The sequence below is a fragment of the Streptomyces sp. NPDC001153 genome (genome assembly GCF_053598315.1).
In genome coordinates this window covers 86,149-111,647 of sequence record NZ_JBSFJZ010000008.1, presented here as the reverse complement: position 1 = coordinate 111,647, position 25,499 = coordinate 86,149, and the positions used below count along the sequence as shown (strand labels likewise).

Sequence of the window (25,499 nt, the reverse complement as noted above, 5' to 3'; positions counted from 1 at the left end):
GGACGCACAGCAGTACGGATGCGGACGCCGAACGTATCGGTGCGGCAGGTAAAGATTTGTATCTGTGCGGCGGGTAAAGAAGAGTTGACCATTCCTCGGGAGAGGCGAGACGAAACCCCGGCATAGATTCGCCGCATGCCCCCACAGCCACCGCCCCGCATGCCCGCCGCCCTTCCCGTCCTGCCCTACCGCAAGCCCACCAAGGGCCGCGACTACTGGGTCTTCGACGACGTCCTGCCCGGCGCGGACGCCGTACGGGAGCGGTGCCTGGCCAAGGACGACTGGGTCGAGGGCTACCCGTACACCTCCGAGACCTGGCCCGGTCTGCGCGCCATGCCCGGTCTGGAGCCCGGTGAACTCGCCCGTGTCGAGGACCTGGTGAAGAAGGCCACCGGCGCGAAGAAGCTGTGGGTGCAGCAGGCGCCCGGCGGCGGCACCCTCAACCACAACTGCGTCCAGGTGGTCGGCGAGGGCGAGAGCGAGCCCCGCCCGCACACCGACTCCCGCGCCCTGTGCCGGTACGCCGCCGTGCTGTACCTGAACCCCGGTGTCCCCAAGGACTGCGGCACCGCCTTCTACCGCCAGTCGCTGCCCGGCGGCCGGCTCGGCGGCAACATCGTCCAGGCCCCGCACAACAACCTCGTCGAGGCCCTCGGCACGAGGTTCGTCCCGGCCGACCACTTCGAGGAGGACGTCCGCGTCCCCCACAAGTACAACCGCCTCCTCCTCTACAACGCCAACCTCGTGCACAGCGCGACGGGTTACTGCGGCAAGGAGCTGGCGGAGAAGCGGATGACGGCGGTGTTCTTCTGGATGGCCTGACGGCTCACAGGAGCAGCAGCAGCGTCGCCAGGGCCGTGCAGCCCGCGCACACGGCGAGGGTCAGGGCCACACAGCGGCGTTTCAGCTCCTGGTAGCGGTGTTCGTACTCGGCGCGCAGCGATGTGCAGCGGGCCGCGATGCGTTCCAGGTCGGCCCGGGAGCGGGCCAGGCAGTCGGCGGTGTAGCGGTGTTCGATCTCCTCGCGCTGCGCCGTCGTCAGCCACTCCAGGGGGCCGGTGAACTCCCGGGCGCGCCGCTCGGCCTCGGCGATGCGGGCCTGCCAGAGCAGGTATCCCTCCACCTCGTTGGCGAGCGCGTCGTCGGCGCCCTGCCTCGGCGGACCGCTCACCCCTGTCCCCGGTCGGGCCGCGCCGGGACCGGGTGCTCGTGCTCCTGCATCGCGATGTCGGGGTGGTGCAGGTCGAACGCCGGGGACTCGCTGCGGATGCGGGGCAGCGTGACGAAGTTGTGCCGCGGGGGCGGGCAGGAGGTCGCCCACTCCAGGGAGCGGCCGTAGCCCCAGGGGTCGTCCACGGCGACCGGCTTGCCGTACTTGGCCGTCTTCCAGACGTTGTAGAGGAACGGCAGCATCGACAGGCCGAGCAGGAACGAGCCGATGGTGGAGACGGTGTTGAGGGTGGTGAAGCCGTCGGCGGCCAGGTAGTCGGCGTAGCGGCGCGGCATGCCCTCGGCGCCCAGCCAGTGCTGGACCAGGAAGGTGGTGTGGAAGCCGACGAAGAGCGTCCAGAAGGTGATCTTGCCGAGGCGCTCGTCCAGCATCTTGCCGGTCATCTTCGGCCACCAGAAGTGGAAGCCGGCGAACATGGCGAACACGACCGTGCCGAAGACCACGTAGTGGAAGTGGGCCACCACGAAGTACGAGTCGGACACGTGGAAGTCCATCGGCGGGGAGGCCAGGATCACCCCCGTCAGGCCGCCGAAGAGGAACGTGACGAGGAAGCCCGCCGCCCAGAGCATCGGGGTCTCGAAGGACAGGCTGCCCTTCCACATCGTGCCGATCCAGTTGAAGAACTTCACACCGGTCGGCACGGCGATCAGGAAGGTCATGAAGGAGAAGAAGGGCAGCAGGACCCCGCCGGTGACGTACATGTGGTGGGCCCACACGGTCACGGACAGGGCGGCGATGGAGATGGTCGCGGCGATCAGGCCCATGTAGCCGAACATCGGCTTGCGGGAGAACACCGGGATGATCTCGCTGATGATGCCGAAGAACGGCAGCGCGATGATGTACACCTCCGGGTGTCCGAAGAACCAGAAGAGGTGTTGCCACAGCAGTGCTCCGCCGTTGGTGGCGTCGAAGACGTGGGCGCCGAACTTGCGGTCCGCCTCCAGGGCGAACAGCGCGGCCGCCAGGATCGGGAAGGCCAGCAGGACCAGTACGGCGGTCAGCAGCACGTTCCACACGAAGATCGGCATGCGGAACATGGTCAGACCGGGTGCGCGCATGCAGATGATCGTGGTGATGAAGTTGACCGAGCCGAGGATGGTGCCGAAACCGGAGAAGGCCAGACCCATGATCCACAGGTCGCCGCCGACTTCCGGGGATCGGACCGCGTCCGTCAGCGGGGAGTAGGCGAACCAGCCGAAGGAGGCCGCGCCCTGCGGGGTGAGGAAGCCGCCCACCGCGATGAGCGAGCCGAACAGGTAGAGCCAGTAGGCGAACATGTTCAGCCGGGGGAACGCCACGTCGGGCGCGCCGATCTGCAGCGGCATGATCCAGTTGGTGAAGCCGGCGAACAGCGGCGTCGCGAACATCAGCAGCATCACGGTGCCGTGCATCGTGAACAGCTGGTTGAACTGCTCGTTCGAGACGATCTGCAGGCCGGGCCGGGCCAGTTCGGCGCGCATGATCAGTGCCATCACGCCACCGATCAGGAAGAACGCGAAGGACGTCACCAGATACAGCGTGCCGATCGTCTTGTGGTCGGTGGTCGTCAGCCACTTCACCACGACGTTGCCGGGCTGCCTGCCCCGGACCGGCACCTCGCTCTCGTAGGCGTCCTCGGCCGTGGCGGCACCATGGGGTTCGTTGAGGATGCTCACAAGTCGTCTGTCTCCTGCTGCTCGCGGTCCGCGCACGCCATACGTCGGCTACTGGCCATCCTTTGCCGTGGGACCGGGCACGCGTCGCCCGACGCGCGGCCAACCGCGTGACGGATACACCCGGACGGCGTAGCGGCCCCCTTCGCCCGAGGCCCCTGGTGGCCTGCGGCTTTCGTACGACAGGATGGCGGGGTGACCGAGAAGGAAGATCAGTTCGCCGCCCACCGGCCGGCGTACCGTCCGGTGCGGGTGGCCGGGCAGCTGGCTGTCGGGGGATTGCTGCTCGCCGGGCTCGCCTGGCTCGTGCGCGGGGTGTGGGAGGTGCGGCTCGCCGTCGCGGGGGAGCCGGGCGACGGGCCGCCGGACCAGGGGAACGGGGTGCACCGGCCGCTCACCTCCCTGGAGGACTCGTACCACTGGGTGACCTCGGCGGGGGCCTGGGCCGGCCTGGTCTGTGCCCTGCTGTTCCTGTCCTGGCTGTGGCGGCTGCGGGACAACGCGCGGGCGCTGTCGGGGGAAACGCCGAAGTACCTGGGGTTCTGGGTGTATCTCGGATGGATCCTGCCCGTGTTCAATCTGTGGATACCGCGCGGGATCGTCGTCGACGCCTTCCGCTGCAGCGCTCCCGGACGGCGGCTGCCCGGATCCGTCAACGTGTGGTGGGCGCTGTGGCTGCTCGGGACGCTCGGCGGGGTGGGGGTCGTGTACCGCGACTCCACGGACGAGATCATCGGGCGTGCCTACAGTGAGGTGTGGCCGCTGCTCGTGTGCGACGCCGCCGTGGTGGGCGCCGCGATCGCCGGTGCCCTCGCCGTACGGGCCGTCACGGCCGTACAGGTGGAGCGGATCCGCGGACCCCACGCTCAGGCGGTCGAGCTCGAGGCCGTCTAGCGGTGTGGGGTGGTGCCCGGTGCGGTACGGATGGTGGGCATGAGCAGTATCGCCATTGTGGGCGCCGGGCCCGGGCTCGGGGCGGCCGTCGCGCGGCGGTTCGGGCGGGAGGGGTTCGCGGTGGCCCTCTTCGCCCGGGAACTCGACCGGCTCGACCCGCTGGTGCGGGACCTCGAGGGCAGTGGGGTGACGGCCCGGGCGTTCGTCGCCGACGTGCGCAGGCCCGAGGAGCTGGCCGCGGCTCTGCGGCGGGCGGCGGACGAGGTCGGCCCCGTCGAGGTGCTGCAGTACAGCCCCGTGCCGCACCGGGACTTCATGCGGCCCGTGCTGGAGACCCGGTACCGGGATCTGATCGGCCCCATCGAGTTCTCCGTGTACGGCCCCGTCGCCGCCGTGCAGCAGGTGCTGCCGGGGATGCGCCGGCTGGGGCGCGGCACGATCCTCCTCGTCAACGGCGGGACCGCCGTCGTACCGCACACCGACCGGGCCGGGACGTCCATCGCGTTCGCCGCGGAGAGCGCGTACGGCCATCTGCTGCACGAGCGGCTCGCCGGCGAGGGCATCCATGTCGCGCAGCTGGTGATCCCGGGGGCGATCACTCCGGGGCACGCGCGCAAGGACCCGGCCGTGCTGGCGGAGACGCTGTGGGGCATGCACCGGGACCGGCACGGGTTCCGGCACTTCGCCGACGACCTCGACAGCTGACCGGGGACCCTGAGGGCTGACGGGGCACGGTCATCCTGCGGGGAGGGGTTTAATGGGCCAATATCGTGATATTGGTCGTATTGCTCTCTTCATTGGCCGTACCGCTCTCCGCAAGGGGGCCTCCGTGGCTGTCGAAATCCCCGCGATCATCAAGCCGTCCCGGCTCAGACGCCGGGGCGGACTGCTGGGCGAGTGTCTCGCCGAGTTCCTCGGGACCTTCGTGCTCATCTCCTTCGGCTGCGGCGTGGTCGCGACGGCGGTCGCCGCGCTGCCCGGTTCCGGCCGTGCGGCGACCCCCACCACGATCTTCCTGGCGGCCGGCGACTGGCTGCTGATCGCCTGGGGCTGGGCGTTCGCCGTCGTCTTCGGCGTGTACGTGGCCGGCGGCGTCAGCGGTGCCCACATCAACCCGGCGGTGACCCTGGCCATGGCGGTGCGCCGCGGATTCTCCTGGGCGAAGGTCCTGCCGTACTGGTTCTCGCAGGTGGCCGGCGCGCTCACCGGCGCCGCGCTGGTCTATCTCGTGTACCACCAGGCGATCAACGCGTATGACGCCATCTCGCCCGCGCCGAAGGTGAACGGGCACACGAACGCCACCTTCTCGATCTTCGCCACCTTCCCGGCGGCGTACTACCACGGCGGGATCTGGGGGCCGCTGATCGACCAGATCGTCGGTACGGCGTTCCTGCTGATGCTCATCGCCGCCGTCCTCGACCTGCGCAACCAGGCCGTGAAAGCCAACCTCGCCCCGCTGATCGTGGGCTTCGTCGTCGCCGCCATCGGCCTGTCCTACGGCGCCAACGCGGGCTATGCCATCAACCCGGCCCGTGACTTCGGGCCGCGCCTGTTCACCTATGCGGCGGGCTGGGGCAGCCTCGCCTTCCCGGGCAGTGTGTCCGGCGTGTACAGCGGCTACTGGTGGATCCCCATCGTCGGGCCGCTGGTCGGCGGTGTGATCGGGATCGTCGTGTACGACCTCTTCGTCGGGGACGTCCTGCTGGTCCGGGCGGAGCTGGCCGAGCTGCCGGAGCCGGGGCGGGCGACGCCGGTGCGCACCACCGACGAGGAGTAGGCCTCCGGCCGCGGTTCCTCAGCCGCCGGGGGTCTCCTCCGCGCCGGCACCGGCACCCGCGGCCCGGCGGGCCGTCGCCGCGATCTCCTCCAGCGCCGCCAGATGGCGGGCGAGCGCCCTGCGGCCGGTGAACGTCAGCGCGGCCCAGGTGCGCGGGCGCTTGCCGAGGTAGCCCTTGCGGATGCTGACGTAGCCGGTCTTCTCCAGCGCGGAGAGGGTCTTGCTCAGGGTGGAGTCGGAGACCTGGCAGTAGTCCCGCAGGACGGCGAACTCCGCCTCGCCGCAGGCGGAGAGGTAGGCGGCGAGGGCCAGCCGGGTCGGGTGGTGCAGTTCGCGGTCGAGAGCGGGGGGCGTACCGCCTGTGGGGCCGGTCATGCGGTGCCCTCCTTCCAGGTCGCGCGCAGGATGTAGTCCGCTCCGGAGGCCAGACCGAAGGCGACGAGCCAGCCGGTCGTGCCGTACACCATCGCGGTCGGGATGCTGATCGCCAGGGGGATGAACGGCACCACCCAGGCATGCCAGGCGGGGCGGCCGGGCCCGCAGTCCCGGCGGATCCAGCGCGTCACTCCGCCGTGGTGCGCGCCGAGCCAGATCAGTACGAAGAAGGCGATCAGGCTCGCGAGGCCGGCGAGCAGGAGCCAGACCCCCCACTGCGGCTCCCGGTCGGCCACGCCCAGTGCAGTGAAGCCGGCCGCGAAGGTCAGGCCCTGGCCGATGGCGTAACCGCGCGGCCTGTTGCGTTCGCTCTCCTTGCGTGCCGCGGTCCGTGCGGCGCAGGCGGCGGCGAGCGCCTCCCGCGCCTGCCGGGCGTCCATCGGTTCCCCCGTGCTGTTCATGCGTGCCTCCATGCGGGCGGTTGTCCTGGAGGGCGGGTGGTCGCGCCGCCCCGGTGGATACCGTAAGCATGGACAGTACTTTCCTTAAATGCAAGTACTTTCATCGCGCCGAAGCCGCCGTTCACAGCGGTTGGTTCGGCCAGTCCAGCAGGCGCGCGCCGATCACGGCCGTCTGAAGCATGTAGCGGTGCGCCGGGTCGGCGGGATCGGCACCGGTGAGCGTGTGGATGCGTTCCAGGCGGTAGGTGAGCGCGCGGACGCTGAGGGAGAGCCGGCGGGCGGCCTCGGCGGCGACGCAGCCGGAGTCGAAGTACGCGCCGAGCGTGTCCAGGAGCGGTACGGCCCCGCCGCGGGCCTTGGTGAGCGGGGCGAGGGTGTGGGTCACCAGGTCGACCAGCGCCTGCCGGTCCCGCGCCAGCACCGGGTAGACGAGGAGGTCGGCGGCGCGCAGCACCGGCCCGGGCAGGTTGAGCCGGGCGGCCATCTCCAGCGCGGCCAGAGCCTCCTCGTACGACTGCACGACCCCGCCGGCGCCGTGCTGCGGGCGGCCGATGGCGACCCGCAGCGCCGCGCCGTCGCCGCCCGTCGCCGCGTACGCCTGCTTGGCGAAGTGCAGGAGGATCTCGTCCTCGTCGCCGGGCGCGATGCACAGCAGCCGGCCGTTCTTGGTGGTGAGCAGGATGCTGCGCGAGTCGAAGCGGGCCAGCACGGCGGCCTCGACCCGGCGGGCGACCGGCCCGCTCTCGACGTAGGCGGACGGTCCCTCGGCGACGGCCACCGCGTGCGCCCGGGACAGGTGCAGGCCGAAGCGTTCGGCGCGCTCGACGAGGCGGCCCAGGTCGCTGCGGCCGTAGAGCAGGTCGTCGATGAACTCCCGGCGCGCGGCCTCCTCGCGGCGCACCGAGAGCCGCTGCGCGCGTTCGTAGCCCTCGGCGAACGCGTCGATCGCCTGCTCCACGGCGGCCAGCGTGGCCAGGCTGCTCTCGGCCGAGCCGGGCACGGCCGGCCAGGTGGCGCGGGTGGCGGCCAGGTGGGCCACGATCAGCGCGCGCAGTCCGTGCCCCGCCTCGGCCGCCTGCTCGCCCAGGGTCCGACGGGTCTTCAGTTCCTCTCTGGTCAGCCGCCGCCCGGTGGCCGATACCTCGGACAACGTCCGGGCGAAACCGTCCAGATAGTGCTCGGACGCGTCGCGTATGCCGTGCTTGTCCCCCATGCCGGTCCCGGCCCCCGTCCCCCGTGTCCCGCGAATCTTGACGCGCCGGTGACGTTTTCTTAGCGCCGGTCCGGCATCAAGACCCTAGTGAACACTGCCGGAGACCGGCAATGCGCTGGTGTACGCCCTGGCCGCACCATCGTCGGCGGGGAGCACTACGGAGGATCGCGGTGCCGGACACCGGCGGACGACCGGTGGTCAAGGACCGGTACGGGGGTCCGGTACATGGTCCGGCACCGCGATCCCGGGGGCTCCGTACTTCATCGTCTGACGCAAGGACGTATGCCATGGAAGCCCTCGGCGTGCTCGTCGCCGTCTGTCTCGTCGCCGTGGTGCTCGCGGTGTTCGCGTTCTCCCGGCTGTACCGCAAGGTGGACCAGAGCCAGGCCCTGATCGTGTCGAAGACGCGCCAGGTGGACGTGTCCTTCACCGGCCAGGTCGTGCTGCCGATCCTGCACAAGGCCGAGGTCATGGACATCTCGGTGAAGACCATCGAGATCAGCCGCTCGGGGCGGGACGGACTGATCTGCCGGGACAACATCCGCGCCGACATCCGGATCCTGTTCTTCGTGAAGGTCAACAAGACCGTCCCGGACGTCATCAAGGTCGCCCAGACCGTCGGCACCGAGCGCGCCAGCCACCAGGACACGCTCCAGGAGCTGTTCCACGCGAAGTTCTCCGAGGCGCTCAAGACCGTCGGCAAGCAGATGGACTTCACCGACCTCTACACCAAGCGCGAGGAACTCCGGTACCACATCATCGAGTTGATCGGCATCGACCTCAACGGCTACCACCTCGAGGACGCGGCGATCGACTACCTGGAGCAGACCCCGCTCTCCCAGATGGACCCGGCCAACGTCCTCGACGCCGAGGGCATCCGCAAGATCACCGAGCTGACGGCGATCGAGCACGTGCGCACCAACGAGGCCAAGCGCAACGAGCAGAAGGAGATCACCCGCCAGGACGTCGACGCCCGCGAGGCCATCCTGGAGCTGGAGCGGCGCCAGGCGGACGCCGAGATCAAGCAGAAGCGGGAGATCGAGACCTCCCGGGCCCGCGAGGAGGCCGAGACCGCCCGCGTGGTGGAGGAGGAACGGCTGCGCGCCCAGGGCGCCTTCCTGCGCACCGAGGAACAGCTCGGCGTGCAGCGCGAGAACCAGGCCCGTGAGATCGCCGTCGCCGCGAAGAACCGCGAGCGGGTCCTCGCCGTCGAGAACGAGCGCATCGAGAAGGACCGCCTGCTGGAGGTCATCGCCCGGGAACGGGAGACCCAGCTGACGAAGATCGCCGCCGAGAAGGAGGTCGAGGCGGAGAAGCGGGAGATCGCCGAGGTCGTTCGGGAACGGGTCGCGGTGGACCGTACGGTCGCCGAGCAGGAGGAGTCCATCAAGAAGCTGCGTGTGGTCGAGGAGGCGGAGCGCGAGCGGCAGGCGCTCGTCATCGCCGCCGAGGCGGAGGCGCAGGAGAAGCTGGTCAAGGACATCAAGGCCGCCGAGGCCGCGGAACAGGCGGCCACGCACCGCGCCGCCGAGGAACTCACCCTCGCCGAGGCCCGGTTGAAGACCGCCGACCTCGACGCCCGGGCCAAGCTGCGGCTCGCCGAGGGCGTCCAGGCCGAGGCCGCCGCCGAGGGTCTGGCCGCCGTGCAGGTCCGCGACAAGGAGGCCGAGGTCACCGTGAAGGCCGGGCGCGCGGCGGCGGAGGCCACCGGGGCACGGCTGAAGGCCGAGGCCGAGGGCACCCAGGCCAAGGCGCTCGCGGAGGCCGAGGGCGCGCGGGCGAAGGGGCTCGCGGAGGCCGAGGGCGCGCGGGCGGCCGCGGAGGCCACCGAGGCGCGGCTGAAGGCCGAGGCGGAGGGCGCGCGGGCCAAGGGCCTGGCCGAGGCCGAGGGGACCAGGGCGAAGGCGCTCGCGGAAGCCACCGCCATCGGCGAGAAGCTGAAGGCCGAGGCCGCCGGTCTCACCGAGAAGGCCGCCGCGATGGCCGCGCTGGACGAGGCCTCGCGCGGGCACGAGGAGTACCGGCTGCGGCTGCAGGCGGAGAAGGAGATCCGGCTGGCCGGCCTGGAGACCCAGCGGCAGGTGGCCGAGGCGCAGGCGACGGTGCTGGCGACCGGCCTGGAGAACGCCGACATCGACATCGTCGGCGGGGAGTCCGTCTTCTTCGACCGCCTGGTGTCCTCCATCTCCCTCGGCAAGGGCGTGGACGGCTTCGTCGCCAACTCCCGTACCGCGCAGGCCCTGGCGAAGCCCTGGCTGGACGGCTCGGGCAGCTTCACCGACGACCTCTCCCACATCCTCGGCTCGCTCGGCTCGGCGGACGTGCGGAACCTGACGGTGTCGGCGCTGCTGGCGAAGCAGATCAAGAACGGCGGCCCGCAGGCGGGACAGCTCCAGAAGCTCCTCGACCGGGCGAGCGAACTGGGCCTGTCGGACACACCGGTGACGGCCCTGAACGGGAGCGGCACGGGGAGCTGAGACGGGACAGGGGCGGGGCGGACGACCCCGTGGCCCCGAGCCGGTAGCCGCACAGTCCACGAAGGGAAACCCATCCGTCATGGCAACCGATGGTGCCGTTGACGCCGGCACCTACGAGGTGCTCCGCGACCGGCTCGCCGGGCATGCCGCCGAGCTCGCCCGGCGGGCCGAGGACCTCAACGCGCGCCGGGCCGAGGAGTTCGGCTCGGCGCGGCTGGACCTCGCGCGCACCGCTCGCCTCCACACCGAGCACGCGTGCACGCCGAGCGACATCGTGGCCGTGGGGGACGCGCTCCTCTTCGGCGTGACCGGCGGAGCCGCGGACGTCCTCGCGCTGTACGGCCGCGACGGCGAGCGGCTGGCTGAGGACGCCGTACCCGGTCTGCTGGACGACCCTGCTTTCGTGCGGGAGTTCGGCGCGCTGCACCGTTACTACCGCGGAGCGAGCCTGCTGCGGCTGCGCCGGGTCGACGGCCGGCTGCTGGCGGTGTTCCGCACCGGCGAGAAGGCCGAGGACGTCCGCGTCCTGCGCTGGGGCCTCGCCGAGGACGGCCGCGTGGCGTTCCTGGACGCGCGCGGCGACCGCGACGACGTCTTCCCGCCGGCCCAGGACGTCACCTGGACGGAGACCACCCGGGAGGACCACGTCCTCGGCCGGGACCAGTACGTCGCCGTCCCCGGGGGACTGGGGGTGTCCACCGTCGGCGGATCGCTCACCGTGCGCACCACCGACGGTGAGGAGCTGCACGCCGAGCCCGTGCAGGAGCCGCTGCAGGCACTCGCGGACGCGGCGGTCGGGCATGCGCGGGTCGGTGCGCTGGTGCTGCTGCGGGTGCGGCCGTACAAGGAGGAGGACGACCGGTACCTCGTGTTCGACACGCTGTCCCGCACCGTCGTCCGGCTCGACGGGATCGGGCAGGCGTGCCGGCGGCTGCCCGAGGAGCAGGGGATCGTCTTCCCGGGCGGGTACTGCCTGGCGGGCGGAACCCACAAGACGTACGAACTCGACGTCTCGGGGCTGGAGTTCGAGCGGGAGGTGCGCGCGCCGAACGGGGAGGACGTGCTGTACGCCTTCCGGTCCCGGGCCGGCGGGCGCACGCTGCTGCTGTCGTACAACACCCTGCGCAAGGAGGTCGCGAACCCGCTGCCGTGCCGGGGCTGGGCGCTGTTCGAGGACGGCGCGCTCGCCGTGCTGCGCGACGGGGGCGAGGAGCCCGCGCACACGCATCCGGTGCAGTGGTGGACCTCGCCGTACGTCTCCGACACGCACGCCGCCGCGCTGCGCACCGGCACCGGCGCGTTCGCCCGGGTCGGCAACGCGGATCTCGTGCGCGGGCTCGCCGACTGCCTGTCCGTGGCCGGGCTGGTGGCCGACGGCATCGAGACCAGCGAGGGGTACCGGGCGCTGGTGGCGGCCTGTGTGCGGGCCGCCGACGCCCATCACTGGCTGGCCGACCCCGAACTTGGCCAGCTGGCAGGCCCGTTGGGGGAGGTCCGTACGGCCGCCGAGCAGGTGCTGGGCGAGTTCGAGACCGTGCGGGAGCTGACCCGGCACGCCGCGGACGCCCTCGACGAGGCCGACGCGCGGATCGCCGCCGTGGTGCGCCGGCTGCGCGGGGAGGCGCCGCGCGAGGCCGCCGCCTGGGTGCGCGGGCTGACCGAGCTCCGGCACGCGCACGGGCACCTGCTGACGCTGCGGGAGCTGCGGTACGTGGATGCCGCCCGGCTGGCGGAACTGGCGGCCGCGGCCGAGGACGACCTCGCCTCCTTCGGGCGGCGCGCGGTGCAGTTCCTGGCCCGCGATGACGCCTTCGCGGGGCAGCAGGCGGAGGTCGAGCGGCTGGTCCAGGAGGCGGCGGCCGTCGGGACCGTGGCCCAGGGCGGGCCGGTGGCCGCCCGGCTCGACGAGCTCTCCGACGGGCTGCGCACGGTCACCGAGGTCGTGACCGGCCTCGACATCGCCGACGCCACCGTCCGTACCGCCGTCCTCGAGCGGATCGCCGAGGTGCTGGGCGGCGTCAACCGGGCCCGGGCGACCCTGGACGCCCGGCGCCGCAGCCTCCAGGACAGCGAGGGGCGGGCCGAGTTCGCCGCCGAGACCGCGCTGCTCGCCCAGGCCGTCACCGCGGCGCTCGCCGCGTCCGGAACGCCCGAGGAGTGCGACGACCAACTCGCCTCCGTCCTGGCCCGGTTGGAGGACCTGGACGGCCGGTTCGCCGAGTTCGACGACTTCCTCACGGAACTCGCCGACCGGCGCACCGAGCTCTACGAGACGTTCGCCGCCCGCAAGCAGTCCCTCGCCGACGCCCGCGCCCGCCGCGCCGAGCAGCTCGCGCTCTCGGCGGGGCGCATGCTGGAGTCGGTCGCCCGTCGCGCCGCCACGCTGCCCGATGCCGACGCGGTCACCACGTACTTCGCCTCCGACCCGCTGGTCGCCAAGGTCCGCCGTACCGCCGGCGAACTGCGCGCCCTCGGCGACAGCGTGCGCGCCGAGGAGCTCGACGGCCGGCTGAAGTCCGCCCGCCAGGAGGCCGCCCGCGCCCTGCGCGACCGCGCCGACCTGTACGCCGAGGACGGCCGCACCCTGCTGCTCGGCGGCCATCGCTTCGCCGTCAACACCCAGCCGCTCGACCTCACCCTCGTCCCGCACGGCGACACCCTCGCCTTCGCGGTGACCGGCACGGACTACCGCGCCCCGGTCGCCGACCCGGACTTCGCGGCGTACCGCCCCTACTGGGACCGCCACCTGCCGTCCGAGTCGCCGGAGGTCTACCGCGCCGAGCACCTCGCCGCCCGCCTGCTCGCCGAGCACGGCCCGGCCGCCCTCGCCGCCGCCGACGACCTGCCGGACCTGGTCCGCCGGGCGGCGCAGGAGTCGTACGACGAGGGCTACGAGCGGGGCGTCCACGACCACGACGCGACCGTCGTGCTCCGGGCCCTGCTGCCCCTGTACGAGGGCGCCGGCACCCTGCGCCACGAGCCCGCCGCCCGCGCCGCCGCCCAGCTGTTCTGGGCGCACGGCACGACGGACGAGGCCCGGACGGCCTGGTCCCGGCGGGCGGTGTCGCTGGCTCGGGCCCGGGACGCCTTCGGCGCCGTACCGGCCATCGGGGAGCTTCAGCGGGAGCTGGCCGGGGCGATCGAGGCCTGGGACGCGTCGGTGGCGGGCGGGCCGGCCGCCGCGTACCTCTTCGAGGAGCTGACCTGCGGTCCTGCGGGCTTCGTCCTCGGCCTCACGGCGCGCACCCTGCTGGAGAAGTTCCGGCACGCGGAGGGCGGTTACCGCACGGACCTGGAGGGGCTGACCGAGCTGGCCGCGCGCCGGCAGGTGGTGCACGCCTGGCTCGCCGCGTACGCCGCCGCCACCGGCACCGAGGCCGGGCCCGGCGAGCTGGCCGAGGCGGTCGCCGCCGAGCTCTGCCCGGACCTGCCCCGCTACGACGGCGAGGCCCCGCTGACGGCGACCGCCGAGGGCCTGCTGGGCACGCACCCTCGGGTGGCCGGCGGTCAACTGCCCGTTCGCCTGGACGAGTTCCTCTCCCGGACGGCCCGGTTCGCGGCCGAGGAGGTCCCCGCCTTCCGCGCCTACCAGCGCCGCCGTACGGCCCTGGTGGCCGCCGAGCGCGACCGGCTCCGGCTGGACGACCACCGCCCGCGGGTGATGCCGGCGTTCGTCCGGGGCCGCCTCGTCGACGAGGTGTACCTGCCGCTGATCGGCGACAGCCTGGCCCGGCAGCTGGGCACCACCGGCGAGTCCAGGCGCACCGACACCGGCGGTCTGCTCCTGCTGGTCTCCCCGCCCGGCTACGGCAAGACGACGCTGATGGAGTACGTCGCCGACCGGCTCGGCCTGATGCTGGTCAGGGTCAGCGGCCCGGCGCTCGGCCACACCGTCACCTCGCTGGACCCGGCCGACGCCCCGAACGCCACCGCCCGCCGCGAGATCGAGAAGATCAACTTCGCGCTGGCGGCCGGCAACAACACGCTCCTGTACCTCGACGACATCCAGCACACCTCGCCCGAGCTGCTGCAGAAGTTCATCCCGCTGTGCGACGCCACCCGGCGGGTGGACGGCGTGTGGGACGGCGAGCCGCGCACCTACGACCTGCGCGGCAAGCGCTTCGCGGTGTGCATGGCCGGCAACCCCTACACCGAGTCCGGCGAGCGCTTCCGTGTCCCCGACATGCTCGCCAACCGCGCCGACGTGTGGAACCTCGGCGACGTCCTCACCGGCAAGGAGGACGTCTTCGCGCTCAGCTTCGTCGAGAACGCCCTCACCGCCAACCCGGTGCTGGCCCCGCTGGCCGCCCGCGACCGCGCCGACCTGGACCTGCTGGTCCGGCTGGCCGGCGCCGACCCGACGGCCCGCGCCGACCGCCTGACCCGCCCGGTGCCGCCGGCCGAACTGGCGGCCGTCGTGGCCGTGCTGCGCCATGTGCTGGCGGTCCGCGAGACGGTGCTGAAGGTGAACGAGGCCTACATCGCCTCCGCCGCCCGGTCGGAGGCCGCCCGCACGGAGCCCGCCTTCCGCCTCCAGGGCTCCTACCGCGACATGAACCGGATCGCCGGGCGCCTGCGCCCGGTCATGAACGACACCGAACGCGAGGCCGTCGTCGACGACCACTACACGGCCGAGGCCCAGACCCTCACCACGGGCGCCGAGGCCAACCTGCTGAAACTCGCCGAACTGCGCGGCACGCTGAGCCCGGCGCAGGCCGCCCGCTGGGCCGAGGTGAAGAGCGCCGATACGCGCGCCCGCGCCCTCGGCGGGCACGGGGAGGATCCCGTGAGCCGGGCGGTGGCCGCACTGGGACTGCTCGCGGACCGGATCGCGGCGGTGGAGTCGGCCATCGAGCGCGGGCGGGAGCGGTGAAGGAGCGGGAGCGTCTGCGGGGTGGGCGAGCCGGTCAGAAGTCGATGTTCGAGTGCTGGAACCCCTCGCCCAGGGCGTGGACCGCGACGACCCACATCACCAGCGTGCCGAGGAGCGCACCGGCCGCCGCCCACACCGCGGCCCGGCGCCGGAGCAGCCCGCCGATGACGCCGAGGAGCACGGCACCGCCCACCGGGCCGCCGACGAGCACCAGCCCCCAGTGCACCGCCGACATCACCGGCTCGCGCTGCCCCCGGCAACCGGCCGGGCCGCCGAAACAGGCGAGCACGTCATGGCTGAAGCGGTACCACCCGTAGAGCAGGGGCAGCAGCAGGAGCGCGGTCGGCACCAGCAGCGCGACGACCGGGCCACGGTCCGGCGCGGAAGGAGAAGAGGTCACCGCCCCATCCTGGTGAGCCGCCGGTGCCCGGCACATCCGTGCTCGTACTCATCTGCCCATCTGCCGTCAGCCGAGGCAGACCACGACCAGGCAGAGCTGGTTGGAGGACGTGGACGACGGGGACGTCGGGGACGACGGAGACGACGGCGAGGTGGAGGTGCTGCTGCCGCTGCCGGTGGAGTTGGTCGGCTGGGAGGTCGTACCGGAGGAACCCGTGCTCGTGCCGGTGCCGGTGCCGGCGCTCGTGTTCGTGCTCGTACCGGAGGACGACGGCGCGGTGCTCCGTGGCTGCGGAGCGGCCGGGTGCGCGGCCGCCGCGGTGGTGAGCGGCCGGCCGGCGGACTGTGCCGTGCGGGCCGCGGGGGCGAGGGACTGCTGCCGGGGGGCGTTCACGGCGGGCGTCTGTGCCGTCGGCGTGCCGGAGGCGCGCCGGTGCGTGGCGGCGGGCGGGGCCGGTGTGGACGGCGGGCTGCTGGGCGCGGCCGACGGGTCCTCGGTGAGGCCCATGCTCCGGTGGTCCGGTGCGGTGGCCGCCTGGGCCTTGTCGCCGTTGCCGCGGTCCAGCGAGGCGAGCGTCAGGCCGCCGCCGACGAGCGCGACGGCGGTCGCCACCACGGCCCGGCGCTGGTTCTTCTTCCAGCGCGCCAGCTGCCGGCGCCGGGCGGCGCGTCCCTGCGGGGCGCGCGGCGCGTCGGTGACGTCGGCGGGCGGCACGTCCGTGGCCGTGTCGGCGAGGCCGGCGGACGGCTCGGCGGCGGGCTGCCCGGCGTCGAACCAGCTGTCGGCGGCGAGCGGTGCGGGCGTGACACCGGCGTGGGCGCGGGGCGGGGCTATGTCCGGGGCGTAGGCACCGCACCCGGGACAGACCAGGGCGCCGTTGAGATGCCGACGGCACGAGGAGCAGTAGTCCATCTGTGGTCTTCCTGAGTCCTGGGAGAGCGGGCGACCGTCACGGTAACGAGCCTTTCGAAAGGCTGTGTGCAGCACATGTGTCACTCCTGCGCAGATTCGCGGGGTTCTTTTCCCGTGTCCCGGCCGGGACCGACCCGGACCGTCGGCATAGTGGCGGGCGGCTTCCGCACCGGACCGGCAGGAGGAGACGCATGCTCGGCACAGAGTTCCGCACCGGATCGCCCATCTGGATCGACCTCGGCAGCCCGGACACACAGGCGGCCGTCGCCTTCTACGGCGCCGTCTTCGGCTGGGAGTTCGCCTCCGCGGGCCCGCAGGGCGGCGGCTACGGCTTCTTCCAGAAGAACGGCGGTATGGTGGCCGGCCTCGGCCCGCTGACGGAGCAGGGGGCGAGATCCGCCTGGATGACGTACTTCCGCACCGACGACGCCCGGGCCACCGCCCGGGCCGTGACCGACTCCGGCGGCACGGTGCGCGCCGAGCCGGCCGGCATGGGCGAGACCACCTTCGCCCAGTTCACCGATCCGCAGGGCGCGCAGTTCGCGGTGCTGCAGAACGGGCAGGGTCTGCAGCGGGCGTCGGAGGAAGGTGCGCTGGTGTGGGTCGAACTGCACGTCCGTGACCCGCGGGCGGCCATCGGCTTCTACCACGGGCTGTTCGGCTGGCGGTCGCAGGAGATGCAGGCGCCGGGCATGACGTACCAGGTGCTCAGCATCGGCGAGGGCGACCAGGACGAGGGCTCCTTCGGCGGTGTGGCACCGCTGCGGGACGACCGGGAGGACGCCCGCTGGGTGCCGTACTTCGCCGTGGCCGACGCGGACGCGATCGTCACGGCGGTGGGCGACAGCGGCGGCTCGGTGCTGATGCCGGCGGCGAACGTCCCCGGCGTCGGCCGCATCGCCTGGCTGGCCGACCCGGCCCAGGCGGTCTTCGCGGTCCTCAGGCCGGACCCGCGCCGGCCCTGAGGTCACTGGGGGGATGCTGCTGCTCTCCTTGGCTCGTCCGCCCATGGCGAAGTTGACGTGACCCGTCCCGCGGGCGTCTTGCGGGACACCGGCGGGACGGGCGTCTCGGGGTGCGGCCCTGACCCGGAGCGGCCGCCACGGGAGTGCCCGGACGATGGCGTGCATACGGCGGCCGGGCACGGGAACTTCTCGTGTGGCAACGGCAGTTGGCGCGGTCCCATGATGCGCTTCGCCGAACCGTGCCGCCTGGACGGCATCGCCCCGAAGGCGCTCACCCGGACCCTGCGCGTCCCGGAACGCGAGGGCCTGCTGAACTCACAGGTCGTCGCGGTGGACCTGGCGTCGGACCACCTGCCAGTCGCCGTCCACCCGGGTGAGGACGTCCTCGCACAGCGTGCTGCAGTAGATCACCGGCTTCTCGCCGCGCCGGGTCTCCAGCACCATGACGTACGACCGGGTGTGGACCCGGTCGCCGTCCGGGCCCGTCGCATGGTCGGCCGCCAGCATCGTCATGACATGACGGCGGACGATCCCTGCCTCGGCCTGCGCGGCGAAGGCCCGTTCGCAGTGCGCGGCGATCGCGGCCCGGCCGGTGAGGGGTTCGGGGAACGCGTTGGTGGCGAAGACGCCGTCCTCCGTGAAGCTGCCCGCCCACGCCGGCACGTCGAGGTCGTCCGTGGACTGCATCTGACGGGCGTAGAAGTGCTGGAGATCCTGGTAGACCTCCGTGCTGACCGGTACGGGTGCCACTGCGGTCGCCTGGACCATGAGGGAGCCTCCTCGAGGCGTGATCGGTGACTGGTGAGGTGCACCGGCAGGCTGGGTGCCCCGGCTCAAGGTCCGCTCCAGGCCGGGTCAAAGGCGCCGTGTGCCCGTCTTGACCCGGTCTACAGCGGCCCTTGAGCCCGTCTCACCAAGGTCGGCGCTCGTGCGGCACCGCCTGCGCGGGCCGCCGTCACACGACTGCCGGAGACGAGGACGAGATGACCCGAACCGAGACGGCGCCGCTGACCGCCGAGACATCGCCACAGGCCCCCGCCCGCCCCCTGCGCTGGGCGGAGGGGCCGGTCGACGCGCTGCTCGCCCGGGCGGCACACGCCCACCCGGCACGGGTGGCGGTCCGCAGTGGTGATGCGGAGATCTCCTACGCCGCGCTGGACGCGGCCGCGACGGACTGGGCCCGGACGCTGCACCAGGTGTTCGACGAGCCGCCGGGTACGGTGGCCGTCGCCCAGGCGCTCGATCCGCGGTTCCCCGCCGTGTACTACGGGATCCTGCGGGCGGGCGGTACGGCCGCCGTGGTCAATCCGCTGCTGCCCGCGCCCGTCCTGGCGCACGTACTGAGGCTGTCGAAGGCCCGTCTGGCGGTCGTGCCGCCCGAGGTGCGGGAGCGGCTGCTGCCGCTGCTGGACACGCTTCCGGACCTGCGGCGGGTGCTGGTCCTCGGGGAGGACCTGCCGGACGGCTCCGGTGACGGGGACTGGCACCCGGCGGCCCCGGCCGAGGAGGAGGGGGCCGTGATCCTGTTCACCAGCGGTTCCACGGGGGTGCCCAAGGCCGTCCGGCTCAGCCACCGCAACGTCAAGGTGAACGCGGCCCAGATGGCGGCGGCGCACCGCGTCGACTCCTCTTCGACGGTCCTGCTCCACCTGCCGATCTACCACCCGATGCACATGAACACCGCGGTCTCCGTCGCGGCGACGCAGGTCCTGTGCGCGAGTGCGCGCCCGGCCGAGGCCATCGAGCTGGCCAACCGCACCGCCGCGACGCACTACTACACGTTCCCGGTACGCCTGCTGCAGCTCGCGGCCGACCCCGCGCTGCCCGGCCTGCGCCTGGACACGGTCACCCTGATGGCGTCCGGGGGCACCGCCGTTCCCCCGCGCGTCGTGCGCGCCCTGGCGGACACCTTCGGTCTTCCGCTGCTCCAGGGGTACGGCATGTGCGAGACCTCGTCGCTGGCGTCCTCGGACGACCCCGACGCACCCCGTGCCGGTTCCGTGGGGCTGCCCCTGGACGGCACCCGGATCCGGATCGTCGACCCCGAGTCCGCGAAGGTCCTGCCGGCGTACGGAATCGGGGAGATCCAGATCCACGGTCCGCATGTGATGCAGGGGTATCTGGGCCACTCCGGGCCCTCTGCGGTGGACGAGGACGGCTGGCTCGCCACGGGGGACATGGGGCATCTGGACGAGGACGGCTACCTCTTCCTGTTCGACCGGGTCAAGGACTGCTTCCGGTGCGGGGGCGAGCTGGTGTCGCCGACCGCGGTGGAGCGCAGGCTGGACGCCCACCCGGCGGTCCAGGGCTGTGCGGTCGTCGGGGTGCCCGATCCGGTGCTCGGTGCGTCCGCGGCGGCCTTCGTCGTGTTCGAGGACGGCGCAGGCGCGGACCCCGCCGCGGTTCTGGACGCGGTGAACGCCGACCTGACCGCCGGTCAGCGCATCCGCCGCCTGGAGGTCGTCTCCGAGATACCGCGGCTCGCCACCGGCAAGGTGGCCCGCGACGAACTCAGGGGCCGACTTGTCGGCGGCTGAGCAGCGGGGGCAGGCCGGACCCGCCTGGGAGATCCGCGAGAACTGCGTCAACTGCGACGTGGCCCGCCAACTGGCGCCGGAAACGGTCGTCGAGGCCGGCGCACGCTCGGTACTGCTCCGTCAGCCGGCCGACGAGGCGGAGGAGCTGGCCCTGGCGCGGGCGGCGGTCGCCTGCCCGGTGCGGGCGATCCGGCGCGGCCCCGGTGAGCTCCCGGCGGCCCCCTTCCCGATGCGCCTGGACGGCGAGGTCCATCTGTGCGGGCACAACTCGGCCCGGACCTTCGGGGCCAACGCCTACCTGGTGCGCCGCCCGGAGGGCAATCTGCTGGTGGACACGCCACGCTGGACACCGGCCGTCGCCGCCTCGTACGAGGAGCTGGGCGGCATCGCGCACGTCCTGCTGACCCACCGCGACCACACCGCCCACGCACAGCGTTTCGCACGGCACTTCGGCGCCCGGGTGTGGATCCACGAGGGCGACCGGGACGCCGCGCCGTACGCCGACACGGTGCTGCGCGGCCGGGAGCCGGTCGACGTGCTCCCGGGGGTGACCGCGCGACCCGTACCCGGCCACACCCGGGGCAGCGTGGTGTACGTCGTGGACGAGCGGTACTGCTTCACCGGTGACACCCTCTACTGGTCGCGGACCGCGCAGGACCTCGAGGTGTTCGAGACGGTGGTCTGGTACTCGCGTGCGGAGCTGGCCGAGTCGCTGCTGCGGCTGGCCGAGCAGGCCCGCTTCAGCTGGGTGCTGCCCGGCCACGGCGACCGCTGTCACCGGCCGGCCGGGGAACTGCACGAACGGCTGCTGGGTCTGGTCGCGCGGATGCGGGGCAGGCCGCCGCAGCCGCTCGACATCGGTGCCGTCGAGTGGTGAGCGGCCCGGGGCCGGCCGGGCTCAGCCCTTCGTGCGCCACTGGGCGTCGAACCCGCGGATGACGTCGTCGAGCATGCTCTGCAGGCTCTGAAGTTCGTCCCGCCCCAGGCAGGAGAGCGCCTGCCGGATGTTGTGGACCTGCAGCGGCAGCGCCTTCTCCAGTGTGGCGCTGCCGTGCTGCGTGAGCGCAGCGTAGACGGCTCGCTTGTCCTCCTGGGGCGTCTCCCGGCGTACCAGCCCGGCGAGTTCCATGCGGTCGACGAGTTTGGTCACGCTCGCCTTGGAGACGACAAGGTCGCGGCTGAGCTGCAGCAGGCGCATCCGCCGGCCCTCCGCGTTGTTGAGCCGGGCCAGCACCTCGAACCAGGCGAGGGAGATGCCGTGTTCCTGGGTCAGTGAGCGGTCGAGCGCCTTGGAGACATGGCCGTAGGTGTGCGCCAGGGAGATCCATGCCCGGAACTCCGGCCCGGCGGTTCCGGTCGCGGCGGGGGCCTCATCGGGCGTGACACCCGCTTCAGTTGACATGTTAACTCTCTCCTGTCTACCCTGACGGTGTCGCAGTTTCCAGGCTAACTGTTTCACGCCCCACCGCATTTGTCACGCCCGGTGCGGCGCTCTCCGGAAGTGCGCAAGGTCGCGAGAACGGCCCTTCCAGACACCTCACATCAATCCGCAGTCCATTCGAAATCCAAAGGAGTCGGAGATGGACAGCACCACCTCTCCGGATGCGTCCGAGGCCACGACCGGTCATTTCGGCCGCACCATGACCGTGACCGCCGTCGCCACTTTCATGGTGTCCCTCGACCAACTCGTCGTCACGACCGCGCTGACGAAGATCCGGGAGCATCTGCACACCGGTCTCGAAGGCCTGGAGTGGACGGTCAACGCCTACACCCTCACCTTCGCCGTCTTCCTGCTCACGGCCTCCGCGCTGGCCGAGCGCTTCGGGCGCCGCCGGCTGTTCATCGCGGGCCTCACCCTGTTCACCGGGGCGTCGGCGATGGCCGCGCTCGCCCCGGGCATCGGCGTGCTCATCGCGGCCCGCGCGATCCAGGGCCTCGGCTCGGCCATCGTGCTGCCGCTGACCCTCACCCTGCTCTCCGCCGCGGTCCCGCCGAGCAAGCGAGGAGCGGCGCTCGGCGTGTGGGGCGGAGTGGGCGGCCTGGGCGTCGCCCTGGGCCCGGTGATCGGCGGCTTCATCACCGAGAGCGCGTCCTGGCAGTGGATCTTCTGGCTGAACGTGCCGATCGGCGCGGTGCTCCTCGCCCTCTCCTGGAGCTGGCTGACGGAGAGCTTCGGGCCGGCGGCCAAGCTCGACCTGGCGGGTACCGTGCTCGCCTGCCTCGGTCTGCTCGGCGTCGTGGTGTCGATCATCCGGGGTGACGCGGAGGGCTGGACCAGCGCGCAGACCCTGGGTTCGGGCATCGGCGGCCTGGTGGTGCTGGCGGCGTTCGTCGCCTGGGAGCTGCGCACACCGCACCCGATGCTGCCCATGCGGCTCTTCGCCGGGCGCGCCTTCACCACGGTGAACCTGCTGTCGCTGTTCATGTTCTTCGGAATGTTCGGCTCGATCTTCCTGATCACCCAGTACCTGCAGGCCGCGCTCGGCTACTCGCCGTTCGCCGCGGGGCTGCGCTTCCTGGCGTGGACCGGGGTGGTGCTCATCGCGGCCCCGCTGGGCGGCGGCCTGTCCGACCGGATCGGCGGCAAGCCGATCATCGTGGCCGGTCTGGCCCTGCAGAGCGTGGGCCTGCTCTGGCTGGCCCTGTCCATCACGACCGGCAGTTCGTTCCTGTCCCTCGTGCCCGCCTTCGTCTGCAACGGCTTCGGCATGGGTCTGTACTTCGGCCCGGCGGGCAACGTCGTCATGGGCGCGGTGCGCCGCGAGGAGGAGGGCATCGCCTCCGGTGCCAACAACGCGATCCGTGAACTCGGCGGAGTGTTCGGTGTGGCCGTGCTCGCCGCGGTGTTCGCCGGGCACGGCGGCTACGACAGCCCGGCGCACTACATCCACGGCATGCACGTGGCCCTGTGGGTCGGCTTCACCTTCGTCGCCCTCGGTGCCGTCACCGCCCTGCTGATGCCCCGGCCGGTGCGGGCGGTGACCGCGCAGGGCGAGCCGGTCGCCGTCCCCGAGGTGACGCGGTCCGCGGTCGCCGTCGGCGAGTAGCGCACCGCCTGCTGTGCCGGCCCGGGTCCGACGCCTTCCCCCGTCGTCGGGCCCGGGCCTTTTGCGACCGCATCCCAGACCGAGGAAGAAAAGGGTGTTCACGTGATAGTTCTCGTCAATGTCTTCCAAGTCCACGGATCCGCCGAGGGATTTGAGCGCGCATTCACGAAAGTCTCCGAAATCATGCGGGCGCAGCCCGGCTTTCTGCACCACAGGCTGCTCCGTTCCGAAGGCGCCGACCCGACCTATGTGAACGTCGCGGAGTGGCAGGACGAGCAGTCGCTGCAGGCCGCCCTGGCTCGCCGCGAGGTCGTCGCACGCCTGCGCCCGCTGGCCGCGTTCGCGACCGGGCGGCCGACCGTCTGCCGTCCCGTGCTCGACGCGCCGCCGCTGGAGGTGTGAGATGCCGGTCGTCCCCAGCAGCCCGGTGGCACCGGTGCACGAGGTCGAGGAGATCGAGGAGGGCGTCTACGCCTACCTCCAGCCGGACGGCGGCTGGTGCCTGAACAACGCCGGTGTCGTGCTGGCCCGCAGCGGGCCCGTACTCGTGGACACCGCGGCGACCGAGGCGCGGGCCCGCCGGCTGCGCGACGTGGTCGAGCAGCTCAGCCCGGCCCCTGTCGACATCCTGGTCAACACCCACAGCCACGGCGACCACACCTTCGGCAACCACCTCTTCGGACAGGCCACCGTGGTCGCCCACCGCACAGCGGCCGACGAGATGGCCGAGCACGGACTGGCGCTCACGACGCTGTGGCCCGACGTGCGGTGGGGGCATGTGGAGGCGGGCGCTCCCGAGGTGGTGTTCGACGACCGTATGACTCTGCCGACGTCCGGGTTCCGGATCGAGCTGATCCACTTCGGTCCGGGACACACGGCGGGCGACGCGGTCGTCTGGCTTCCCGGGCCACGCGTGCTGTTCACCGGCGACCTGGTCTTCTCCGGCGCCACCCCGTTCACGCTCATGGGATCGGTCGCGGGATCCCTGCGCGTGCTCGACCGGTTGCGGGCCCTTCAGCCGCTGGTCGTGGTGCCGGGGCACGGACCGGTCGGCGGACCCGAACTGCTGGACGCGGACGCCGACTACCTGCGGTGGGTGCGCGCCGTGGCGCGCCGGGGCATCGCCGAGGGCCTGGATCCGCTGGCGCTCGCCCGGGCCACGGACCTGGGACGGTACGCCCAACTCGCCGACAGCGAACGCCTGGTGGTCAACCTGCACCGGGCGTACGCGGAGGAGCGCGGTGCCGAGCCGGGCGCACCGCTGGACGTGCCGGCCGTGTTCGGGGAGATGGTCGACTTCTGCGGGGCCCATCCGCACTGTGCCGCGTGACCGCGTCCCTTTGCACCGTGCCGCGTGACCGCCCGTCGCCACCCCGAAGCCAAGGAGCCGCCTTGTGCCCGCAAGCCCCGCACCCGTCCCGGCACCGACCCCGGCACCGCGTGGCCGCCGCCGGGAAGCCGAACGCAACGACGAACGTCTGCTCCGCGCCGCGCACCAGGCGCTCGCGGAGGTCGGCTGGACGGTCTCCGTGACCGAGATCGCCCGCCGGGCCGGAATAGGCATGGGCAGTTTCTACCGCCGGTACCGGGGGAAGGTGGCGCTGGCCCAGCATGTGCGGGTCGTCAGTATGGACCGGCTCACCGAGGCCGCCCGCGCGGCAGCCGACGAGCACAGCGGCTGGGACGCGCTGGTCCGTTTCCTGTGTGACGCCGTCAGCGCTCCGACCAGCAGCCTGCTGCCGCTGATCGGCGGCATCCTGCCCGGCACGCCGGAGGTCGAGGAGGCGTCGGCTCGGCTGCACACCGCGATCGACGCCCTCCTGGAGGGCGCCCGGTCCGAAGGAGCGCTCCGGCAGGACGTCGGCGCGGCCGATCTCGTCCTGCTTCTGGTGCACCTCAGGACACGCATCCCCGGCCGGCCCGAGCGCGTCCGGCAACTGCGGCTGCGCTACCTCCACATGACCCTGGAGGGGCTGCGCCGCGCCGCGTCTCCGGAACCCGCGGAGCTGCCCCAGCCGTGCCCCGACTGGCAGGAGCTGCATCTGCTCTGGGACAAGCCGCCGGTCGCCCGGTCACGCCCGGACGAGAGGACCGGCGAGCGACGATGACCTGCCTCACCGCCCCGCGCGGGGTCACCGCCGCCCTGGTGCTGGCCCAGACCCTGGCCGTCCTCTACACGACCGGGTTCGTCTGGACCCTGCAGCTGATGGACTACCCCGTGGTGGCCAGGCTCCGTGAGGGCGCGTCGGAGTCGTACATGGCCGCTCACAACCAGATGTTCTGGCGGGTCCTCGCGCCCGGCCTGCTGGTGGCCGGCGTGACGTCGGTGGCGCTCCTGGTGGCCAGGGGCGCGGTGGTCCCGCTCTGGGCGGCGGTGCTGTCGGTGCTGCTGCTGGCCGCGATCATGGCGCTCTCCGGTGCCGTGGCCATGCCCGACCGGGTCGCGCTCGCCCGGCACTTCTCGGCGCCCGTCCATGCCCATCTGCTGCGCGTCAGCTGGGTCCGTACGACGGCCTTCAGTGCCTGGAGCGCCTTGGACGCCTGGCTGGTCTGGCGGCTCGTGCGCTGACCGAAACCGACCCACCCGCATTCCTGTGGCCTGCGACGCGGAACGTTCCGTCGCAGGCCACAGGCATGTCCCGGGGACTTCCGCAAGCTTTGTCCAGCGGTGCTGCCGTACTCCTT

Annotated in this window: 23 protein-coding genes; 14 read left to right on the top strand and 9 right to left on the bottom strand. The window is 72.4% G+C overall.

Going from position 1 to position 25,499, the window contains the following annotated elements; all coding sequences use genetic code 11:
- Positions 1-135: 135 nt before the first annotated feature.
- Entirely contained in the window at positions 136-822 is a 687-nt protein-coding gene (locus ACWDEN_RS11640) for a DUF6445 family protein (protein WP_351606847.1), read from the top strand.
- Between the two features lie 4 nt (positions 823-826).
- On the opposite strand, the gene ACWDEN_RS11635 is transcribed toward ACWDEN_RS11640, so the two are convergent.
- Positions 827-1,171, bottom strand: coding sequence for a cytochrome C oxidase subunit I (locus ACWDEN_RS11635; RefSeq protein ID WP_351606850.1), 345 nt, complete (start codon positions 1,169-1,171; stop codon positions 827-829).
- Positions 1,168-2,886: an aa3-type cytochrome oxidase subunit I gene (gene ctaD / locus ACWDEN_RS11630; RefSeq protein WP_351606852.1), complete on the bottom strand. Its 1,719-nt coding sequence runs from the start codon at positions 2,884-2,886 to the stop codon at positions 1,168-1,170. The genes ACWDEN_RS11635 and ctaD overlap by 4 nt, the downstream gene beginning before the upstream one ends.
- Before the next feature lie 192 nt (positions 2,887-3,078).
- Here ctaD and ACWDEN_RS11625 point away from each other — a divergent pair, with 192 nt between their 5' ends.
- From ACWDEN_RS11625 to ACWDEN_RS11615, 3 genes are all read left to right on the top strand, one after another.
- The gene (locus ACWDEN_RS11625; protein ID WP_450858561.1) at positions 3,079-3,777 is read left to right on the top strand and encodes a DUF4328 domain-containing protein; all 699 of its coding nucleotides are present in this window, start codon (positions 3,079-3,081) and stop codon (positions 3,775-3,777) included.
- A 39-nt stretch (positions 3,778-3,816) separates the two neighbouring features.
- Positions 3,817-4,482, top strand: a complete 666-nt coding sequence (locus tag ACWDEN_RS11620; protein ID WP_351606858.1) for an SDR family NAD(P)-dependent oxidoreductase — start codon at positions 3,817-3,819, stop codon at positions 4,480-4,482.
- A 124-nt stretch (positions 4,483-4,606) separates the two neighbouring features.
- Positions 4,607-5,554: an MIP/aquaporin family protein gene (locus tag ACWDEN_RS11615; RefSeq protein ID WP_351606861.1), complete on the top strand. Its 948-nt coding sequence runs from the start codon at positions 4,607-4,609 to the stop codon at positions 5,552-5,554.
- Positions 5,555-5,572: 18 nt separating this feature from the next.
- Here the strand turns inward: ACWDEN_RS11615 and ACWDEN_RS11610 are convergent, their stop codons facing one another.
- The 3 genes from ACWDEN_RS11610 to ACWDEN_RS11600 form a co-directional block, all read right to left on the bottom strand.
- Positions 5,573-5,929, bottom strand: coding sequence for a winged helix-turn-helix domain-containing protein (locus ACWDEN_RS11610; RefSeq protein WP_450858558.1), 357 nt, complete (start codon positions 5,927-5,929; stop codon positions 5,573-5,575).
- Positions 5,926-6,390, bottom strand: coding sequence for a hypothetical protein (locus ACWDEN_RS11605; RefSeq protein WP_450858556.1), 465 nt, complete (start codon positions 6,388-6,390; stop codon positions 5,926-5,928). Before ACWDEN_RS11605 ends, ACWDEN_RS11610 begins: the two co-directional genes overlap by 4 nt.
- A gap of 121 nt (positions 6,391-6,511) precedes the next feature.
- Positions 6,512-7,603 carry a PucR family transcriptional regulator gene (locus tag ACWDEN_RS11600; RefSeq protein ID WP_450858554.1) on the bottom strand — a complete coding sequence of 364 codons (1,092 nt, stop codon included), beginning with the start codon at positions 7,601-7,603 and terminating at the stop codon, positions 6,512-6,514.
- 287 nt (positions 7,604-7,890) lie between these two features.
- Between ACWDEN_RS11600 and ACWDEN_RS11595 the strand changes: the two genes are divergently transcribed.
- Positions 7,891-10,080: a flotillin family protein gene (locus tag ACWDEN_RS11595; RefSeq protein WP_351606871.1), complete on the top strand. Its 2,190-nt coding sequence runs from the start codon at positions 7,891-7,893 to the stop codon at positions 10,078-10,080.
- Positions 10,081-10,159: 79 nt separating this feature from the next.
- Positions 10,160-14,953: a DNA repair ATPase gene (locus ACWDEN_RS11590; RefSeq protein WP_351606874.1), complete on the top strand. Its 4,794-nt coding sequence runs from the start codon at positions 10,160-10,162 to the stop codon at positions 14,951-14,953.
- A gap of 34 nt (positions 14,954-14,987) precedes the next feature.
- On the opposite strand, the gene ACWDEN_RS11585 is transcribed toward ACWDEN_RS11590, so the two are convergent.
- On the bottom strand, positions 14,988-15,353 hold the full coding sequence (locus ACWDEN_RS11585; RefSeq protein ID WP_351606877.1) for a hypothetical protein: 366 nt from the start codon (positions 15,351-15,353) through the stop codon (positions 14,988-14,990).
- Positions 15,354-15,419: 66 nt separating this feature from the next.
- Positions 15,420-16,265: an SCO2400 family protein gene (locus ACWDEN_RS11580; protein ID WP_450858551.1), complete on the bottom strand. Its 846-nt coding sequence runs from the start codon at positions 16,263-16,265 to the stop codon at positions 15,420-15,422.
- A 191-nt stretch (positions 16,266-16,456) separates the two neighbouring features.
- On the opposite strand from ACWDEN_RS11580, the gene ACWDEN_RS11575 reads away from it, so the two are divergent.
- Entirely contained in the window at positions 16,457-17,230 is a 774-nt protein-coding gene (locus ACWDEN_RS11575) for a VOC family protein (RefSeq protein ID WP_351613330.1), read from the top strand.
- A gap of 315 nt (positions 17,231-17,545) precedes the next feature.
- Here the strand turns inward: ACWDEN_RS11575 and ACWDEN_RS11570 are convergent, their stop codons facing one another.
- A complete protein-coding gene (locus ACWDEN_RS11570; protein ID WP_351613327.1) occupies positions 17,546-17,998 on the bottom strand; it encodes a nuclear transport factor 2 family protein in 453 nt (150 codons plus the stop codon).
- 215 nt (positions 17,999-18,213) lie between these two features.
- Here ACWDEN_RS11570 and ACWDEN_RS11565 point away from each other — a divergent pair, with 215 nt between their 5' ends.
- The gene (locus ACWDEN_RS11565; protein ID WP_351613325.1) at positions 18,214-19,767 is read left to right on the top strand and encodes a class I adenylate-forming enzyme family protein; all 1,554 of its coding nucleotides are present in this window, start codon (positions 18,214-18,216) and stop codon (positions 19,765-19,767) included.
- The gene (locus ACWDEN_RS11560; protein WP_351613322.1) at positions 19,754-20,644 is read left to right on the top strand and encodes an MBL fold metallo-hydrolase; all 891 of its coding nucleotides are present in this window, start codon (positions 19,754-19,756) and stop codon (positions 20,642-20,644) included. Before ACWDEN_RS11565 ends, ACWDEN_RS11560 begins: the two co-directional genes overlap by 14 nt.
- Positions 20,645-20,665: 21 nt before the next feature.
- On the opposite strand, the gene ACWDEN_RS11555 is transcribed toward ACWDEN_RS11560, so the two are convergent.
- Positions 20,666-21,169 (bottom strand): MarR family winged helix-turn-helix transcriptional regulator, encoded by a 504-nt coding sequence (locus tag ACWDEN_RS11555; RefSeq protein ID WP_351613319.1) that lies wholly within the window; start codon positions 21,167-21,169, stop codon positions 20,666-20,668.
- Positions 21,170-21,347: 178 nt separating this feature from the next.
- On the opposite strand from ACWDEN_RS11555, the gene ACWDEN_RS11550 reads away from it, so the two are divergent.
- The 5 genes from ACWDEN_RS11550 to ACWDEN_RS11530 all read left to right on the top strand — a co-directional run bounded on the left by ACWDEN_RS11550 (position 21,348) and on the right by ACWDEN_RS11530 (position 25,383).
- The gene (locus ACWDEN_RS11550; protein WP_351613316.1) at positions 21,348-22,814 is read left to right on the top strand and encodes an MFS transporter; all 1,467 of its coding nucleotides are present in this window, start codon (positions 21,348-21,350) and stop codon (positions 22,812-22,814) included.
- Positions 22,815-22,916: 102 nt separating this feature from the next.
- Positions 22,917-23,216 (top strand): antibiotic biosynthesis monooxygenase family protein, encoded by a 300-nt coding sequence (locus ACWDEN_RS11545; protein ID WP_351613314.1) that lies wholly within the window; start codon positions 22,917-22,919, stop codon positions 23,214-23,216.
- A 1-nt stretch (position 23,217) separates the two neighbouring features.
- Positions 23,218-24,144 carry an MBL fold metallo-hydrolase gene (locus ACWDEN_RS11540; RefSeq protein WP_351613311.1) on the top strand — a complete coding sequence of 309 codons (927 nt, stop codon included), beginning with the start codon at positions 23,218-23,220 and terminating at the stop codon, positions 24,142-24,144.
- 64 nt (positions 24,145-24,208) lie between these two features.
- Positions 24,209-24,922 (top strand): TetR/AcrR family transcriptional regulator, encoded by a 714-nt coding sequence (locus ACWDEN_RS11535; RefSeq protein ID WP_351613308.1) that lies wholly within the window; start codon positions 24,209-24,211, stop codon positions 24,920-24,922.
- On the top strand, positions 24,919-25,383 hold the full coding sequence (locus ACWDEN_RS11530; protein ID WP_351613305.1) for a hypothetical protein: 465 nt from the start codon (positions 24,919-24,921) through the stop codon (positions 25,381-25,383). The genes ACWDEN_RS11535 and ACWDEN_RS11530 overlap by 4 nt, the downstream gene beginning before the upstream one ends.
- Positions 25,384-25,499: the final 116 nt, after the last annotated feature.

Coding starts and splice junctions, on each gene's coding strand:
- ACWDEN_RS11640 (WP_351606847.1), top strand. CDS start 136: ATGCCCCCACAGCCACCGCCCCGCATGCCCGCCGCCCTTCCCGTCCTG.
- ACWDEN_RS11555 (WP_351613319.1), bottom strand. CDS start 21,169: ATGTCAACTGAAGCGGGTGTCACGCCCGATGAGGCCCCCGCCGCGACC.
- ACWDEN_RS11610 (WP_450858558.1), bottom strand. CDS start 5,929: ATGACCGGCCCCACAGGCGGTACGCCCCCCGCTCTCGACCGCGAACTG.
- ACWDEN_RS11620 (WP_351606858.1), top strand. CDS start 3,817: ATGAGCAGTATCGCCATTGTGGGCGCCGGGCCCGGGCTCGGGGCGGCC.
- ACWDEN_RS11570 (WP_351613327.1), bottom strand. CDS start 17,998: ATGGTCCAGGCGACCGCAGTGGCACCCGTACCGGTCAGCACGGAGGTC.
- ACWDEN_RS11575 (WP_351613330.1), top strand. CDS start 16,457: ATGCTCGGCACAGAGTTCCGCACCGGATCGCCCATCTGGATCGACCTC.
- ACWDEN_RS11565 (WP_351613325.1), top strand. CDS start 18,214: ATGACCCGAACCGAGACGGCGCCGCTGACCGCCGAGACATCGCCACAG.
- ACWDEN_RS11605 (WP_450858556.1), bottom strand. CDS start 6,390: ATGAACAGCACGGGGGAACCGATGGACGCCCGGCAGGCGCGGGAGGCG.
- ACWDEN_RS11530 (WP_351613305.1), top strand. CDS start 24,919: ATGACCTGCCTCACCGCCCCGCGCGGGGTCACCGCCGCCCTGGTGCTG.
- ACWDEN_RS11580 (WP_450858551.1), bottom strand. CDS start 16,265: ATGGACTACTGCTCCTCGTGCCGTCGGCATCTCAACGGCGCCCTGGTC.
- ACWDEN_RS11600 (WP_450858554.1), bottom strand. CDS start 7,603: ATGGGGGACAAGCACGGCATACGCGACGCGTCCGAGCACTATCTGGAC.
- ACWDEN_RS11590 (WP_351606874.1), top strand. CDS start 10,160: ATGGCAACCGATGGTGCCGTTGACGCCGGCACCTACGAGGTGCTCCGC.
- ACWDEN_RS11550 (WP_351613316.1), top strand. CDS start 21,348: ATGGACAGCACCACCTCTCCGGATGCGTCCGAGGCCACGACCGGTCAT.
- ACWDEN_RS11540 (WP_351613311.1), top strand. CDS start 23,218: ATGCCGGTCGTCCCCAGCAGCCCGGTGGCACCGGTGCACGAGGTCGAG.
- ACWDEN_RS11595 (WP_351606871.1), top strand. CDS start 7,891: ATGGAAGCCCTCGGCGTGCTCGTCGCCGTCTGTCTCGTCGCCGTGGTG.